This window comes from Pseudomonas sp. ABa2 (assembly GCF_056676075.1).
Map to the genome: position 1 here is coordinate 1,453,148 of NZ_CM155239.1, position 14,124 is coordinate 1,467,271.

The window sequence follows — 14,124 nt, forward strand, 5'->3', positions numbered from 1 at the left end:
TTTTCCGGCAGGAGCGGTTGCATGATTGCGGGCAGTATGGTGGCACTGGTCACGCCCATGGATGCGCAGGGTGGTCTGGACTGGGAGGCCCTGAGCAAATTGGTGGATTTCCACCTGCAAGAGGGCACCAATGCCATCGTCGCGGTCGGCACCACCGGTGAATCCGCCACGCTGGAAGTGCCCGAGCACATCGAGGTGATCAAGCGCGTGGTCGACCAGGTCGCCGGGCGCATTCCGGTGATCGCCGGCACCGGCGGCAACTCCACCCGCGAGTCGGTGGAGCTGACCCGCGCGGCCAAGGACGTCGGCGCCGACGCCTGCCTGCTGGTCACCCCCTACTACAACAAGCCGACCCAGGAAGGCCTGTACCTGCATTTTCGCCACATCGCCGAAGCCGTGGCCATCCCGCAGATCCTCTACAACGTGCCGGGTCGCACCGTTTGCGACATGCTGCCGGAGACCGTCGAGCGCCTGTCGAAGATCGACAACATCATCGGCATCAAGGAAGCCACCGGCGACCTGCAGCGCGCCCAGGACGTGCTGGATCGGGTGAGCAAGGACTTCCTTGTCTATTCCGGCGACGACGCCACCGCGGTTGAACTGATGCTGCTGGGCGGCAAGGGCAACATCTCGGTCACCGCCAACGTCGCTCCGCGCGCGATGAGCGAGCTGTGCGCCGCCGCCATGCGCGGCGAGGCGGCCATCGCCCGCGCCATCAACGACCGCCTGATGCCCCTGCACAAGGCGCTGTTCATCGAATCCAACCCGATTCCGGTGAAATGGGCGCTGCACGAAATGGGCATGATGGGCGACGGTATTCGTCTGCCGCTGACCTGGCTCAGCCCGCGCTGTCATGAACCGCTGCGCCAGGCCATGCGCCAGTGCGGCGTATTGGTTTAATCGAGGAATTTTACGCATGAAGCGACTGGCCGGATTGTCCGCCCTTGCTCTGATCGTCTCCAGTACCAGCGGCTGTGGCTGGCTCTGGGGTGAAGAAGGCTACTTCCGCGACCGCGGCAGCGATTACCTGGAAGCGCGGCAGACCGCGCCGATGCAGCTGCCGGCCGATGTCCAGGCCAAGCGCCTCGACCCGCTGCTGCCGGTGCCGGCGCAGGTGGCCAGCTCCGAGGCCAGCGGCAAGTTCGAGGTGCCGCGCCCGCAGAGCCTGCAGGTGCGTGCCGACGAACGCGAATTCAGCCTGCAGCGCAGCGGCGAGTCGCGCTGGGTCGTGGCCCAGCGCGTGCCGGCCGAAGTCTGGCCGCTGGCCCGTCAGTTCTTCGAGGACAATGGTTTCCGTATCGCCGACGAACGCCCGCAGACCGGCGAATTCACCACCGCCTGGCAACGTTTCGACGAACTTTCCGCGAGCATGGCGCGGCGCCTGAGCAGCCGCGTCTCCGGCGTTGCCCCGGATGCCGAGACCCGCGTGCGGGTGCGTATCGAGCCGGGCGTGCAGCGCAACACCAGCGAAGTCTTCGTCACCAGCGCCGAGCGTCCGGCCGGCAGCACTGCCGATGTCGCCTTCGCCGCGCGCAGCGGCAACGCCAGCCTGGAAGCCGCGCTGCTTGACGAAATGCTGGTGAGCATGGCGCGCAGCGTGGAGCAGGGCGGTTCGGTGTCGCTGCTCGCCGCCCGCGACTTCGATGCGCCCAGCCGCGTCAGCCTGAGCGAGGACGGCAACGGCAACCCGGTGCTCAACCTCGGCGCCGACTTCGACCGCGCCTGGTCGGGCGTCGGCCGTTCGCTGGAGCTGGCCGATGTGCGCGTCGACGACCTCAACCGCAGCCTCGGCCTGTACTACATCAACCTGGCCGAAGGGGCCCAGGTCAATGAGGAGAAGCCCGGCTTCTTCGGCCGCATGTTCGGCAGCGAGCCGAGCAAGGAAGAGCTCGAAGCCCGCGCCGAACGCTACCAGGTGCGCCTGACGCCGGTTGGCGACGGCGTCCAGGTCACCGTGGAAAAAGACCTCAACACCATTGCCCCGGCCGATGTCTCGCGCCGCGTGCTGAGCCTGATCCAGGACAACCTCGGCTGATCGGCGCTCGCGCCACCTGCCGATAACCGATAGGCGAAACCCGCAAAGGTTTCGCCTGTTTTGTTTGCCAGAAACGGAAATGCCGACATGAGCACACCCACCACCCTGAGCCTGAAGAAGATCTACTCGGGCAAGGTCCGCGACCTCTACGAAATCGACGACAAGCGCATGCTGATGGTGGCCACCGATCGTCTGTCGGCCTTCGACGTGATCCTCGCCGAACCTATCCCGGAGAAGGGTAAGATCCTCACCGCCATCTCCAACTTCTGGTTCGACAAGCTGGCCGGCCTGGTGCCCAACCACTTCACTGGCGACAAGGTCGAAGACGTGGTACCGGCCGCCGAACTGCCGCTGGTGGAAGGCCGCGCAGTGGTCGCCAAACGCCTCAAGCCGGTGGCCGTGGAGGCCATCGTGCGCGGCTATATCGTCGGCTCCGGCTGGAAGGAGTACCAGAACAGCGGCACCGTGTGCGGCATCGCCCTGCCGGCCGGCCTGAAGGAAGCGGCCAAGCTGCCGCAACCGATCTTCACCCCCTCGACCAAGGCTGCCGTCGGCGACCATGACGAGAACATCAGCTTCGCCCAGTGCGAAGCCATCATCGGCGCCGAACTGGCCGCCCAGGTGCGCGACACCGCCATCGCCCTGTACAGCGCCGCCGTCGAGTACGCCGCCACCCGCGGCATCATCATCGCCGACACCAAGTTCGAATTCGGCCTGGACGAAGACGGCACCCTGACCCTGATGGATGAAGTGCTGACCCCCGATTCCAGCCGCTTCTGGCCGGCCGACAGCTATGAAGAGGGCAAGAACCCGCCCAGCTTCGACAAGCAGTTCGTGCGCGACTGGCTGGAATCCACCGGCTGGAACAAGCAACCGCCGGCCCCGGCGGTACCGGCCGAGGTGGCGCAGAAGACCGCCGACAAATACCGCGAAGCCCTGACCCGCCTCACGGCCTGAGGCCCAAGGCGAACGCTACAGCCAGGCCGTGCATCGCTCGGCCTTTTCACAAGCGCCTGATAGCACAAGAAAATTTTTCAAAATAAGCTTCGCCAAAGCGCCTCGAGCTGTTATGATGCGCGCCGCTTGGGAAGATGCCGGAGTGGTCGAACGGGACGGATTCGAAATCCGTTGTGTCAGCAATGGCACCTAGGGTTCAAATCCCTATCTTCCCGCCATTTTAAAGGGCTCCAGAGGTTCACACCTCTGGAGCCTTTTGCTTTTGGGGGAATTTTGGGGGAGCCACTTTGCGTGACATTCCCCCATTCCCCCACTACAGTTCGCCGCATGGCGTACTACGAGAAACGCGGCAGCGCCTGGCGCGCCCAGATCCGCCGCAAAGGTCACCCGACACTCTCCGCGACCTTCGACACCAAGGCCGAGGCCCAGCGCTGGGCGGCTGAGATCGAGGGCGACATGTCGCGCTCGCGCTTCGTCGATACTCGCGCCGCCATGCGCACGACGCTGGGCAAGGCCCTGCAGCAGTACGATCGCGAGGTGACCGAGCACAAGAAGGGCGCCAGCCAGGAGCGCACCCGCATCAAGCGCTGGCTCGATCATCCGCTCGCCGACAAGGGGTTGGGCGAGATCACCCCGTCAGACCTGGCTGAGTTCCGCGACGAGCGCCTGAAGGCCGGCGCTTCATCGGCAACCGTCCGCCTCGACCTGGCGATCATCAGCCATCTCTACACCGTCGCTTCGAAAGAGTGGCGCCTGGAGGGGCTGACCAACCCCTGCCAGAACCTGCGCATGCCGAAGGGCAGCAAGGCCCGCGACCGGCGGCCGACCACGGATGAACTTCGCCGGGTCTACGCCGAGGCTGCCAAGCTGCACCCAGAGTTGCCGGTGATCATCGAGCTGGCCGCTGACACCGCGATGCGCCGTTCCGAGCTCCTGCTGCTGCGCCGCGAGCAGGTGAAGGAAAAGATTGCCGTGCTTGAGGAGACGAAGAACGGTGAGCGCCGAATGGTGCCGCTCTCCAGTCGGGCGCGCGAGCTGCTCAAGTCGCTGCCCGCCCGGATCGACGGTAAGGTTTTCAGCCTGGCGCCGAACACGGTCAGCAACTATTTCCCGAAGGCCTGCCGGGCGGCCGGAGTTTCCGGCCTGACCTTCCACGACCTCCGCCATGAGGCGACGTCACGCCTGTTCGAGCGCGGCTTCGCGATCATGGAGGTGCAAGCCATCACCGGCCACAAGACGCTGGCCATGCTCAAGCGCTACACCCACCTTTCCCCTCACGACCTGGCCGACAAGCTGGGCTAGCCAACCTTGGCCAGCCTCGGCGGTTCGCGCCTTGGCCGACCCGCCTTCACAGCCTTGTGCTCTCCCGCCTCGTACTCGCGCAGGAACTTGCGCACGCTCTCCAGCCGCCAGCAAACCCGCACACCCTGCTTGAAGTAGGGCGGCAGCCAGTCAGGCCGGGCCTGAATCGCGCTACGGATCGATGACTCGGTGCGCCCCAGAAGCTTTGCCAGTTCTGGCACGTGGATGATTTCAGGTTCCATGGTTGCACTCCTTTTCAGCCCGGTGCCGGCCGATATCGCAGGTGGAGTTCCAGTCGTAGACGGTGGGGCGGTCGGTGTCGGGGATCATGGCTTTCTCCAGGCGAAGGCCACAGGCTCAGGCGGCAGCCACAGGTGGCGCATGTTGGCCACGTTGATGACGTCCTTGTCGGCCGGGTAGACCTCCAGCGCGTCCCGATCGCCGCGCCCGGCCTGACGCTTGAGCCCCATCAGGTCGTCCCAGGTGATTCCGTCCATCCAGCGCTCACCGTGCAGAGAAGTCCTGCTGATGCTCATGCGCTCGATGCCGTTGGGCTCTTCGTAGATCTGCACCAGGAAGTCGCGAGAGCGCCAGACCTCCTTGGGCTGGCGCTGATGCTCTGGCCATTGACTGCGAGGAACTGGCTGCAGGGTTCGCGGTTGTTTGGCGTTTTCCTTTTCCAGCAGTCGGCGCTGCTGTCGACTTAGGCTGGTCATGCTGCAACCTCTGCGCCGGCCTTCAGCTTGTCGTACTGGTCGATGCCCCATACCAGCGCGCGACAACACCACAGATAGCGGTGGGTGAAGCGCCGGAAGTTGCGCTCGAAGAAGTCGGTGAACTGATAGGTGTGCCCGCCAACTTCTGCGCTGAACTCGTAGGCCCGCTTGTAATTGCCATGCTCATCGTTTGCGTCCGACCACTGCAGAACATCGTCGTCTACGGCCTCGCGCAGGTCCGATGCAGCTTCTTCGTCGAGCCCCTCGAGCCAGTCGCTCAGGTATTCGTTTACGACTGCAAGGAAACGGTCGTGGTCATACTCGAATACGCAGCCGGGGTGGCGTCCGCCGTCGGCGGCCTGAACCTTCTCCGACCAGTATCCTGGGTTGATCGGCAGCGCATCGGAGCAGTCGCGCCGAAAGAACTCCAGCATGTCCTCGACGCGCTGGAACACGTAGGTGCCCATGTCGCCGGTGTAGCAGAGGTGGCCTGGCCAGGTGATCAGGTCGAAGTACATGCAGCTGGTGTCCGGCTGCTTGAAGCGGAGGTGGCGATAGAGCCCGTCGTCGCGCAGGATTTTCAGGCCATGGTTGGCTACGTCACTCAGAAACTCAGCGTCGGTCATAGCTGCTGCTCCTGCTGCTTGGCTTGTTCGGCACGATCCAGGCGCTCGAGCTCGGCGAGGATCAGGGCGCCTGCCTTGATGAGGTTGCGGCGAGGGGCGCCTGGCTTCCACCAGGCCGGCTTAGTTTTCTCCGGGCCTTCACCGCGCCCTGCAATGCCGTCATGCCATGGCCAGCAAATCGGCGCTTCGTCTCCTCCATCGCCCTGGCTGTATGGGTTTAGATGATCGGCGGCATGCATGGCGTAGGCCGCAGCTGCTGCAGCGAGCTCGCCACTGTCGTGCTCGTCGTCGTGCTCTGGCGTCCAGCCTTCTTTATCAACCTGGCGCTTGCGCTCGAGCAGAACGTCGATGGCTGCAGGACTAAACCGCTGGTTTACAACTGCAGGGGCTGGCTGGACGGCCTGCATTCCGGCTGCTTCGATGGCCGCCTCAACGTCACGCAGGTAGAGGGCATAGTTGAAAGAGTCACCTTCAACATCCTCGAAGTACTCCTTGTACTTGTCGTCGAGTCGATCGGGCATGACGACTTCAGCTTTAATGACGGGGCGCTCAGCCAGCTTCTTCTCCAGCGCCTTGCAGTGCTGCAGCAGGTTGTCGCGGTGCTCGGTGACTTCCTCGGCCAGGATCTCGAAGTGCTCCAGCGGCGTGAATGGCGAGCGGATCACGTCGAAGCGAATCCCCAGCTTGCCGACGTGCTCCTTGAACATTTCCGCCAGCTCGGCGGCCTGGCTTTCGGCGGCTTCCTTCGAAATCATCGGGTGCAGTTCGCCCGGGCCTACGCTGTGGAGCACCCACAACTCGGGCTGCTCCATGGCCAGCAGTTCCTTCATCGAGGACAGGATGTTGTCTTTCTCGACGCGCTCCAGTTGGTCGCCAAACTCGACAACATCCAGCAGGCGGGTCAGCGCCTTGCTGGATATCTCGACGAAGGGCTCGCAAGGCTCAGGGCGTTTGCCCATAAGCAGTGCGGCGAATGCGGGGTGGATAGGTTCCATAGCTTCGTTCATTGGTCACCTCACAGCTGTGGGATAATCGTTGTCTGGCCTGGCCGGCGGCATCGGGCAGGGAAGTCCGGCCGGGCTGGATTCAGCCGGCCTTGTGCCAAGGGCAGTTCGCGGATGTGTGGCCGTCCCGGCCGCAGTAGCAGCACCCGTTGACCAGGCGCCAGATGCGGCGCATGACGGCGCTGGCGCAGAGGCCGCCTTGGCCGTTCATGCCCGCCTGGCCTCGACGGCGTGCAGCCAGGCGATGAACTCGCTGGCGCTGGGGAGGAGGTCGAGGCTGCGGAAGATGGGGAGGCGCAGGGTATCGGCGCGCGCGATCTCCCCCAGGGTGCCTTCGCTGCGTTCCCAGCCCGGGCACAGCACCAGGGCGTCGCAGCGCTCCATCAGCTCGAGCGTGCCGCGCAGCCAGAACTCGTCGCCCAGGTGCGGCAGCGAAAGTTCCATGTGCGCGGTGTTGGCGTGGGGGATTACCGGGTACCAGCCGATCGCCGCGGCGGAGGTGCCAACCTGGCGCGCGGCGTCGATGTTCTGGGCAATAGCGTCCCGTGTGGCCGCCCGGTATGGGCCGGCCACGTAGATGAGTGGCTGCATGGGTTATTCCTCGGCGGTGTAGGTGACAGGGCCGCGTTCGCCCTGGTCGGCGTCGTTGGCGATGGTGATTAGCTGGCGCGCGAGCGCGCGCAGTTGGGCGGCGGTGAAGTAGCCGCTGATGGTGGTAACCACGCCGGCGCCGGCGACGGAGATGATCGGCTCCATCTTGTCGCGCTCGAGGTGGCAGGCTCTGATGGTCATCATGGCGCTGGCTCCTTGGCGGTGTTGCAGCGCAGGCACCGGCAATCGGTGATCGGGAGGCGGGTGGTGCGGCAGTACGTTTGCGCGGACATGGCTTCTCCCTCGCCATTGGCGTGAAGGGTGGTTGTGGGGTAGGTTCAGGGGCCGGCATGGGGCCCGGCCAGGAGGGGAAAATGGACGCTCACGCAACTACAACTTTTCTGAGAGAAATCAGAAACCAGGCGTTGATGTCGGTGAACGCAATGAACGCGCTAGGCGCTATTAACAGGAGGATGCGAGATGGTCGGGGAGATCAGCAGCTTGATCGTCAAATCATGCATTCGGAGCACTTTCGAACGATCCATAGCTTCCTGACTCACCTGAGCAACACATCAAGGCTTATTTGGCCTCCTTCGTTCTTCAAGAAGGACTGCTATTGCGGAAGGCCTAAGGCCAAGGGTCTTACCTGCGGGCATTGCCTGGCCAGGAAGAGGGCAGAAATTGTTCAGCGGGAGCTCGAAATCGCAGGAGAGGAGCACGTTCTCAAGGATCGCTCTCTCAGAGATCACCTTGAGCACTTTGATGAAAGGCTGGATGCATGGCAGCAAACCAGCGTGAGGCGTAATTATGTGCAGGACTATATCGGCCCAGCGGGTGGCATTGTCGGCCTAGAAGAAACGGACATGATGCGTCAGTTTGACCCTGGCACCGGGGATTTCACATTTCGCGGTGAGGTTTTTAGCATGGTCAAGTTAGCAGAGGGCGCCATGGATATCGCCAGGCGGTCTGAGGCTGCGCTCAATAGGTCTGGCCATCACTTTTGAGCGTCGTGCCGCGCATCGGCCCGCAGTGACCACCGCGCTGCTATTTGTCAGAATGCTGTAAATCCATACAGCATTCTGCGCCATGAACGACTACCGACTCCCCGACTTCCGCCCGGTCACCCAGGACGAGTTGCGCCAGATCTGGGCCGAGCACCCGGATATGCGCCGCCTGGTGCTGGAAATCGAGCGCTACCGCCGGGTCATCGCCGAGGTTGATGGGCTGTACAAGGCCACGCACGAAGCGTGGCGGCACAGCGTTGGCGGCAACCTGATGGCGCTGCATCGGCTGCAGGCGCTTATGACCGACGAGCGGCACCGGGGCGCAGACAATTAGGGTCATGCCTGCGGCACCTCGGCGACGCTCAGGCCAACGGCTACCGGGCGAACCCACACCGGCATATTGCTGAGCATGAAGGTCTCGCCCTGGGCGGCCAGTAACAGGGTGGTGCCCATGACGTGGGCGATGGCCTCGGCGGCGTGCGGTGGGACCGCGTTGCCGATGCGTTCGCTCCAGTCCTTGTCGCTCAGGCCATCCAGAATCAGCTGCTCTTCCGGGTCGACCAGGCTCTGCAGCGCTGCCTTCTCCAAGGTGGTGAACGGGCGGTGCCAGGTGCCGTCGATGCTGCGGATGATGCAGGTCAGGCGGTCATTGGCGGCAGGGATGCGCGGGTCTGCGACGCTGAAGCGCCCGCTGTCGTAGCGCGAGCTGGCGGCGATCGCGCCGCAGTTCTGGTCGAACGGGATTACGCCGTAGTGGCCGCCGGTTAGGTAGTTGTCGCCCTTGCCGCGATGCAGGATGCGAGGATCGGCAATGCACTGACCGCCAGAGCTTGGCGATTGGCCACCCGTGATCGTTCCCGCGTGCTGATCCATGCGAACCACACGGTAGACGTTGTTATGACGAATCCCGTTCGGTCGAGGGTCGGCGATCGACAGGGCGCCGCTGGCCACCTGCTGCGAGCCGGTCACGGTACCGGTGTGGCTGTCCCACTTGCCGACGTGCAGCTTGCGGCTGCTCGCGCCCTGGTGCCAGTTGTGGTACCGGGGATCGGCAACGCTGAAGGTGCCCTGGCCGGGCATGGTTTGCCCGGGGATGGTCGGCGACGAATCGTCCCAGCGAATGACGCCGAACTGCTGGCCGTGATTCCAGTTCGCGGCCTGGCGGTACCGGGGATCGGCAACCGAGAAGGCGCCATTGGTGGGGCTGCTGCGGCCGGCGATGGTGCCGCTGGTATCGTCCCAGCCGTGCACACCGAGGTACCCGCTGCGGTACTCCGGCACGATGATCAGGTCACGAAGGTGGCCATCCTCGATCGCCAGCTCGTTGAGGCTGCGCCAGTCGCTGCCGGCGCGCACCAGGGCGAGGCGTACCCAGGTCTGCCACTGCAGCGAGGGCACGCGGTGCATCGGGCCTGCGGCGTCAATATCGCCCGGCAGAGGCATGCGGCCGAGGATATCGCCGACGGCGCGCAGGCTCTTTTTCTCCGGCTCGTACAGGAACGGCGGCACCTTCTCGACGTGGCGCGCTACCAGCAGGAAGCGCTTGCGAGACTGCGCCAGGCCCCCGAGCTCGCCGCAGTCGTGGGTGGTTTCGGCGACGGCATAGCCGAAGTGGCTCAGCAGGCTGTTGATCTGGTCCAGCAGGTGCCGGCCGCGGGTGGCCAGGCGCGGCACGTTCTCGAAGACGATCAGCGGCACCGGGTCGTTCTTCCAGGCCTCTCCCATCAGCCAGATACAGCGCAGGGTCAGTTCGTTCAGCGCCTGGTACTTTGGGGTCTGGCTCATTTTCTCGGAGAGCAGGCCGCTGGCGCCCTTGCAGGGGCTGCTGATGAACACAGCATCGGGGCGCTTGTTCTGGGCGGCTCGCCGCACGTCGTCGGCCGAGGCCTCGCGCCAGCCTGCAGGCGGCTCCTTCCCGTGGAAGCGGGTGTACTGGTCGCGGGTGAACAGATCCATGAGCGTGCCAGGCACGCCGGCGAGCTGCTCGAAGTCGCGCAGGCCAGCAGGATCAACGTCGATGCCGCCCAGGCATTCCCAGCGCGCCTGCACGTTGCCGACGATGGGTTTCGCCCGGTTGAAGCCCTTGGCGCCGCCGCCCAGGCCGCAGCAGAAATGAAAATGGTGCAGGGTCTGGGTGATCATTCAGATGCTTCCTTATCCGGGTGGCCCAGGCAGCCGCCGTTCGGCCCCTGGTTGTCGCATTTGTCGCCGGTGAACAGTTCCAGGGCGGGGTTTTGCTCTTTCAACTCGCGCAGGAAGTGGCGAACCTCGCTGGCGGAAAGGTCGCGCCCATCGCTGCTGATCAGCCCTTCGATGTGGTGGCCTGGCTGCCGAAGGGTGCCGGCGATGGATAGGCCGATGTGGTAGGTGGTCATTCCGCACCTTCCTGCTGCTCGGCATCGGGCAGGGCGAAGAGGTCGGTTTGTTCTTCACGAATGGGAGCATTACCCGGCGCCGCGGCTAGCTCCTGCGCGGATTGTGGTTCAGGCGTGGCGGGTGAATCGCCAGGCCACGGGCCTTGCCCGGCCATGTAGAGGCACTTGGCCTCAATTCCGTACTCGCGCTGTACGTCTGGATGCACAACGGTGATGACGCCGCCAAACGCTTGGGCGATTAGGGCGTGCTCTTCGCCTATGCGGCCAATCTCTTTGTAGGCCTCTTCGCGTGTCATGGCGTTCTCCAGGCGTGAGTAGTCCCGCTGGCCTGCGACTACTGGCCAGTGGCTTGTTGTTTGGGAATGGGGTATCTGTGATGGCCCGGCATGGAGCCGGATCAAGGAGAAAGGGTTATGGCTACAGATCGCGAAATTGCACTAGAACAGGCGCTGGTCGCGTTGATCGGCGCGGCAAAACACAAGGGCCTTGATGAGCGCGCCCTTGTCGATCACGCAGGTGCGCTGCTTCTCGGGAACAACCAGATCCGTTATGTCGAGCATCCGCATGTGAGTAACGCGGTGAAAGCGCTAAACGACGCGCATGCAGAGGTCATGGTCCTTACTCGCTGACCGCTATTGCTCTTGCCGATCGAGGCGGCCAGCTTGTTCGGCGCCTTGCTGGTAGAGCTGGCGCGCCACGTTTTCGGATGGCGTGAATTCGTGGCGCGGTATGGCGAGCATTGGTGCGGAGCCATCCGGCCCGGCGGCGTGGGCGTTGATGATGAGCAGCTGGATGGCCTCGGACTTCTCGTCCAGGCCGTGCCACTGCATCAGCTCGGCGAGCATGGCCGTGATGCCCGGGCGCACGCGGTGGCGCAGTTCGGTCTCGGCCGCCTTCTGGCGGCGTAGCGCGAGCGCCTGGTCACGGTCACGCTGGGTCTTGGGCATGGGGCACTCCTGGTTCGATGCCGTATTCCCCGCAGAGCCGGTGCGCGGTGGCGTAGGAGACGCCGGCCGCGGCGGCCAGTTCCTTCAGGGTTGGGTTGTCGCCGGCCAGGGCCTTGAGTCGGTCGGATGCGTTGGGGCGCGGCGACGGGGCGAACTCCAGGCCGTAGTCGTAGCGCAGCCGGTTGAGCGCGCTGCGGCTGATGTCGAGCGCCCGGGCGGCCGCATTGATATTCAGGTGGGAGAGGGCGCGCGCCCGCTCGACAAGCGCGCTGCGGCCCTCGGACGAGGGCTGACTGATGCGCTTGAACGGCGTGAACTTCTCCCGCGCCTTCTGCATGGCGTAGCGCCGCGGGTGCTTGTCGGGGTCGAGGTTGGCGGCGCAGCCCAGGGCGGCCTGCTGCTCGGCGTGGGAGTTGAAGCGCGGGGAGGGCATCATGCTGGCGCCCTCACTGCTGCAGGTGCAGGCCGCGCTGCAGGTGTTCGGCCAGCCAGCGCGCCTCGCGGATGGTGCGGCGGAAGCCGAGCACCTTGCCGGTGTCGACGTCGACGACGCGGATCATGGCGTTGCCGCTGCACACCAGGTGGATGGCGCGCGGCGCTGGTACCGGCTGGCGGCGGCGAGCGTCGGCAGCCATGCGCGCCTGGCCGGTTTGGCGCATGGCGTCGATCAGTTCGGCGATGGCCTCGCGGGCCTGGGTGAGTGCATTCATCGTCGGCACCTTTGTAGGTGAAGGGAGAGTTGGGGCGGCCTCTTTGTCGCCAGCGGCGAGGCCCACCGCCGCAATGGACTCCCGGCATTCACCGGGCACCCTGGCTACCGCTTTATTCACAGCCGCGCGCTTTGATCCAGGCGATGGGGCGCCCGATCTGCCGGTGTAAGTGCCCGGCGCTAACGCAGCTGCATGCCGAAGCGGCACGGTGGAGGGATGCATTTCGGTGGGGCTGCCGGTTGTGCCGGCTGATCCGCGGTGAGATCGGCGCCCCGTTTGGCCGCTGCCTGCCATGGTTTACGCGAGCAGCCTTCAGGCTTACCGCTCGCCCAATGCGCCTTGGTCGCGCCGGCGCTGGCGGGTCTAGTGCATGGCGGTGCCCTCGGGTAGCGCGGTAGTGATAGGCGTCCGCTCGCCTTCTGATTCGGCCGAATGCCCAAGTGGCCAGCCTGTCGTTACCGGCGCGGCGTCATGCGTTGCCGGCGACGCCCCGTGTCGTGGTGGCGGGGATTCAGGGTGCCGGCTTGCGCCGGCGCACCTTCAGCCACAGCACCATGCCCAGCAGCAGGCCGGAGGCCAGGCCGAGCAGGTAGGAGGTGGTGAGCAGGTGCAGAACGGTGGTGGCGGCCAGCAGCAGGCCTACCAGAACGGCGGCCAGGGCCAGACGCAGCATGTCAGCGCACCGCCTTGACGATGGAGTTGATGCCCTTGTCGACGGCGCGGCGCACGGCGCGCTGCTCCTTGGCGGGCAGGTCCTTGTGGTAGTCGTTGTTGTAGACGACCTGGGCGCGCAGGCAGTAGGTGTCCGGCGCGAGGGTGGTGCTGGTCTTGAGGCCGCTGGCGGCCTGGTTGTCGACGCTGCAGGCGGTGTACAGCGGGTTGCTGTTGACGTCCTTGGCGTTGGCGAAGGAGCTGTCGTTGACCTCGCCGATCAGGATCTGGTTGCCGAAGTCCTCGGTGATATCGGTGGTGATCTTGCCGGCGCGGCCGATGTAGAGCATGCCGGCGATCTCGATTCGCACGCCGGCCTTGGAGACGTAGCCCTGGGCGACGGCCTCGGCGGCGCTGTACCAGTCCTCGAACTCGACGATGCGGGCGCCTTCGTAATCCTTGTCGGTCTTGATCCAGTTGCGCACGGTGACCAGCGCGCCGGAGCCGGACACCGCGGCGAAGGCGTACTTCTCGGCGACGCTGTCCTTCTCCATCTTGCCGAAGTCGTCCACGCCGTTGCGGCCGTGCAGCCAGTAGACGATCTCGGTGTGGGCGTCGCTGACCTTGATGTCGGCCGGCAGCGGCATGCTGGTGACGACGTCGGCCTGCAGGATGGCGATGCTGCAGTCGTCGTCCTTCATCAGCTGGGCGTTCTCGACGGAGCCGCCGGTGTTGAGCACCTCCAGCTGCGCGCCGGTGTTGCGGGTGATGGCCTTGCCGATCGCCTGGCCGAGGCTTTCGTAGAAGCCGCCTTCGCCGCCGGTGCAGAAGGTGAGCGGCGCGGGCGCGGCCTGGGCGCCGCCGGCGAGGGCGAGCATCAGGCCAAGCATGAGTGCGATGTGTTTCATGGGGTGTGGCTCCTGCTGGTTGGTTTCCCGTCTGGCCCTCATGGGAAGGCCAGCCAGTGAAATCGGGTCTTGCTCGCTACGTCGTCCGGGTCATTCGCACGGTTCGGTCAGCACCTCGCGCACGCTTGGCCCCTCTGCGGCTTGACGTGCGCGCCGGTCGCCTTCTGGCGCAGCGCTGTTGCTCCCCTGGATTACTGTCGCCCGCCAGGAGATCGCTCGGGCTGACCTAGCCGGCTGGGCCGGGTAGTCGTTCATGGCGCGTGTTGTTAAAGAGCGGTGGCCTTTCGGCCTGGCCGGT

The 14,124-nt window shown here is 65.0% G+C and carries 21 protein-coding genes and 1 tRNA gene; 8 read left to right on the top strand and 14 right to left on the bottom strand.

Going from position 1 to position 14,124, the window contains the following annotated elements:
* Positions 1-21: 21 nt before the first annotated feature.
* From dapA to AC1G9C_RS06975, 5 genes are all read left to right on the top strand, one after another.
* Positions 22-900 carry a 4-hydroxy-tetrahydrodipicolinate synthase gene (gene dapA / locus AC1G9C_RS06955; protein WP_021444964.1) on the top strand — a complete coding sequence of 293 codons (879 nt, stop codon included), beginning with the start codon at positions 22-24 and terminating at the stop codon, positions 898-900.
* 16 nt (positions 901-916) lie between these two features.
* Positions 917-2,035 carry an outer membrane protein assembly factor BamC gene (bamC, locus tag AC1G9C_RS06960; RefSeq protein WP_480409789.1) on the top strand — a complete coding sequence of 373 codons (1,119 nt, stop codon included), beginning with the start codon at positions 917-919 and terminating at the stop codon, positions 2,033-2,035.
* Positions 2,036-2,122: 87 nt separating this feature from the next.
* Positions 2,123-2,992 carry a phosphoribosylaminoimidazolesuccinocarboxamide synthase gene (locus AC1G9C_RS06965; RefSeq protein ID WP_021444966.1) on the top strand — a complete coding sequence of 290 codons (870 nt, stop codon included), beginning with the start codon at positions 2,123-2,125 and terminating at the stop codon, positions 2,990-2,992.
* 128 nt (positions 2,993-3,120) lie between these two features.
* A tRNA-Ser gene (locus tag AC1G9C_RS06970) sits at positions 3,121-3,210 on the top strand.
* A 109-nt stretch (positions 3,211-3,319) separates the two neighbouring features.
* Positions 3,320-4,294, top strand: coding sequence for a tyrosine-type recombinase/integrase (locus AC1G9C_RS06975; protein ID WP_480409790.1), 975 nt, complete (start codon positions 3,320-3,322; stop codon positions 4,292-4,294).
* Here the strand turns inward: AC1G9C_RS06975 and AC1G9C_RS06980 are convergent.
* The 6 genes from AC1G9C_RS06980 to AC1G9C_RS07005 form a co-directional block, all read right to left on the bottom strand.
* The gene (locus AC1G9C_RS06980; protein ID WP_480409791.1) at positions 4,291-4,536 is read right to left on the bottom strand and encodes a hypothetical protein; all 246 of its coding nucleotides are present in this window, start codon (positions 4,534-4,536) and stop codon (positions 4,291-4,293) included. The two genes, AC1G9C_RS06975 and AC1G9C_RS06980, sit on opposite strands and share 4 nt — an antisense overlap.
* Before the next feature lie 84 nt (positions 4,537-4,620).
* Positions 4,621-5,010, bottom strand: a complete 390-nt coding sequence (locus tag AC1G9C_RS06985; protein WP_480408072.1) for a DUF7694 domain-containing protein — start codon at positions 5,008-5,010, stop codon at positions 4,621-4,623.
* Positions 5,007-5,636, bottom strand: coding sequence for a hypothetical protein (locus AC1G9C_RS06990; RefSeq protein WP_480409792.1), 630 nt, complete (start codon positions 5,634-5,636; stop codon positions 5,007-5,009). Before AC1G9C_RS06990 ends, AC1G9C_RS06985 begins: the two co-directional genes overlap by 4 nt.
* The gene (locus AC1G9C_RS06995) at positions 5,633-6,631 is read right to left on the bottom strand and encodes a hypothetical protein (RefSeq protein WP_480409793.1); all 999 of its coding nucleotides are present in this window, start codon (positions 6,629-6,631) and stop codon (positions 5,633-5,635) included. The genes AC1G9C_RS06990 and AC1G9C_RS06995 overlap by 4 nt, the downstream gene beginning before the upstream one ends.
* 216 nt (positions 6,632-6,847) lie before the next feature.
* Complete coding sequence (locus AC1G9C_RS07000) at positions 6,848-7,231, bottom strand: DUF1937 family protein (RefSeq protein ID WP_480409794.1); 384 nt, start codon at positions 7,229-7,231, stop codon at positions 6,848-6,850.
* A 3-nt stretch (positions 7,232-7,234) separates the two neighbouring features.
* On the bottom strand, positions 7,235-7,435 hold the full coding sequence (locus tag AC1G9C_RS07005) for a hypothetical protein (RefSeq protein WP_480409795.1): 201 nt from the start codon (positions 7,433-7,435) through the stop codon (positions 7,235-7,237).
* Between the two features lie 170 nt (positions 7,436-7,605).
* On the opposite strand from AC1G9C_RS07005, the gene AC1G9C_RS07010 reads away from it, so the two are divergent.
* Together AC1G9C_RS07010 and AC1G9C_RS07015 are read left to right on the top strand one after the other, a co-directional pair.
* Entirely contained in the window at positions 7,606-8,235 is a 630-nt protein-coding gene (locus AC1G9C_RS07010) for a hypothetical protein (RefSeq protein WP_480409796.1), read from the top strand.
* Between the two features lie 82 nt (positions 8,236-8,317).
* The gene (locus tag AC1G9C_RS07015) at positions 8,318-8,569 is read left to right on the top strand and encodes a hypothetical protein (RefSeq protein ID WP_480409797.1); all 252 of its coding nucleotides are present in this window, start codon (positions 8,318-8,320) and stop codon (positions 8,567-8,569) included.
* A gap of 2 nt (positions 8,570-8,571) precedes the next feature.
* Here the strand turns inward: AC1G9C_RS07015 and AC1G9C_RS07020 are convergent, their stop codons facing one another.
* Genes AC1G9C_RS07020 through AC1G9C_RS07030 form a run of 3 tightly spaced genes read right to left on the bottom strand, consistent with a single transcriptional unit; the run spans position 8,572 to position 10,906 of the window.
* A complete protein-coding gene (locus tag AC1G9C_RS07020; RefSeq protein WP_480409798.1) occupies positions 8,572-10,377 on the bottom strand; it encodes a DNA cytosine methyltransferase in 1,806 nt (601 codons plus the stop codon).
* Entirely contained in the window at positions 10,374-10,610 is a 237-nt protein-coding gene (locus AC1G9C_RS07025; RefSeq protein WP_480409799.1) for a hypothetical protein, read from the bottom strand. The genes AC1G9C_RS07020 and AC1G9C_RS07025 overlap by 4 nt, the downstream gene beginning before the upstream one ends.
* Positions 10,607-10,906 (bottom strand): hypothetical protein, encoded by a 300-nt coding sequence (locus AC1G9C_RS07030; protein ID WP_480409800.1) that lies wholly within the window; start codon positions 10,904-10,906, stop codon positions 10,607-10,609. The genes AC1G9C_RS07025 and AC1G9C_RS07030 overlap by 4 nt, the downstream gene beginning before the upstream one ends.
* A 117-nt stretch (positions 10,907-11,023) precedes the next feature.
* Between AC1G9C_RS07030 and AC1G9C_RS07035 the strand changes: the two genes are divergently transcribed.
* Complete coding sequence (locus AC1G9C_RS07035; RefSeq protein WP_480409801.1) at positions 11,024-11,239, top strand: hypothetical protein; 216 nt, start codon at positions 11,024-11,026, stop codon at positions 11,237-11,239.
* A gap of 3 nt (positions 11,240-11,242) precedes the next feature.
* Here the strand turns inward: AC1G9C_RS07035 and AC1G9C_RS07040 are convergent, their stop codons facing one another.
* The 5 genes from AC1G9C_RS07040 to AC1G9C_RS07060 form a co-directional block, all read right to left on the bottom strand.
* Complete coding sequence (locus AC1G9C_RS07040) at positions 11,243-11,557, bottom strand: hypothetical protein (protein ID WP_480409802.1); 315 nt, start codon at positions 11,555-11,557, stop codon at positions 11,243-11,245.
* A complete protein-coding gene (locus AC1G9C_RS07045) occupies positions 11,538-11,993 on the bottom strand; it encodes a hypothetical protein (RefSeq protein WP_480409803.1) in 456 nt (151 codons plus the stop codon). Before AC1G9C_RS07045 ends, AC1G9C_RS07040 begins: the two co-directional genes overlap by 20 nt.
* 10 nt (positions 11,994-12,003) lie before the next feature.
* Positions 12,004-12,267: a hypothetical protein gene (locus AC1G9C_RS07050; RefSeq protein WP_480409804.1), complete on the bottom strand. Its 264-nt coding sequence runs from the start codon at positions 12,265-12,267 to the stop codon at positions 12,004-12,006.
* A gap of 511 nt (positions 12,268-12,778) precedes the next feature.
* A complete protein-coding gene (locus tag AC1G9C_RS07055; protein ID WP_480409805.1) occupies positions 12,779-12,940 on the bottom strand; it encodes a hypothetical protein in 162 nt (53 codons plus the stop codon).
* 1 nt (position 12,941) lies between these two features.
* The gene (locus tag AC1G9C_RS07060) at positions 12,942-13,826 is read right to left on the bottom strand and encodes a TAXI family TRAP transporter solute-binding subunit (RefSeq protein WP_480409806.1); all 885 of its coding nucleotides are present in this window, start codon (positions 13,824-13,826) and stop codon (positions 12,942-12,944) included.
* Positions 13,827-14,124 lie beyond the last annotated feature (298 nt).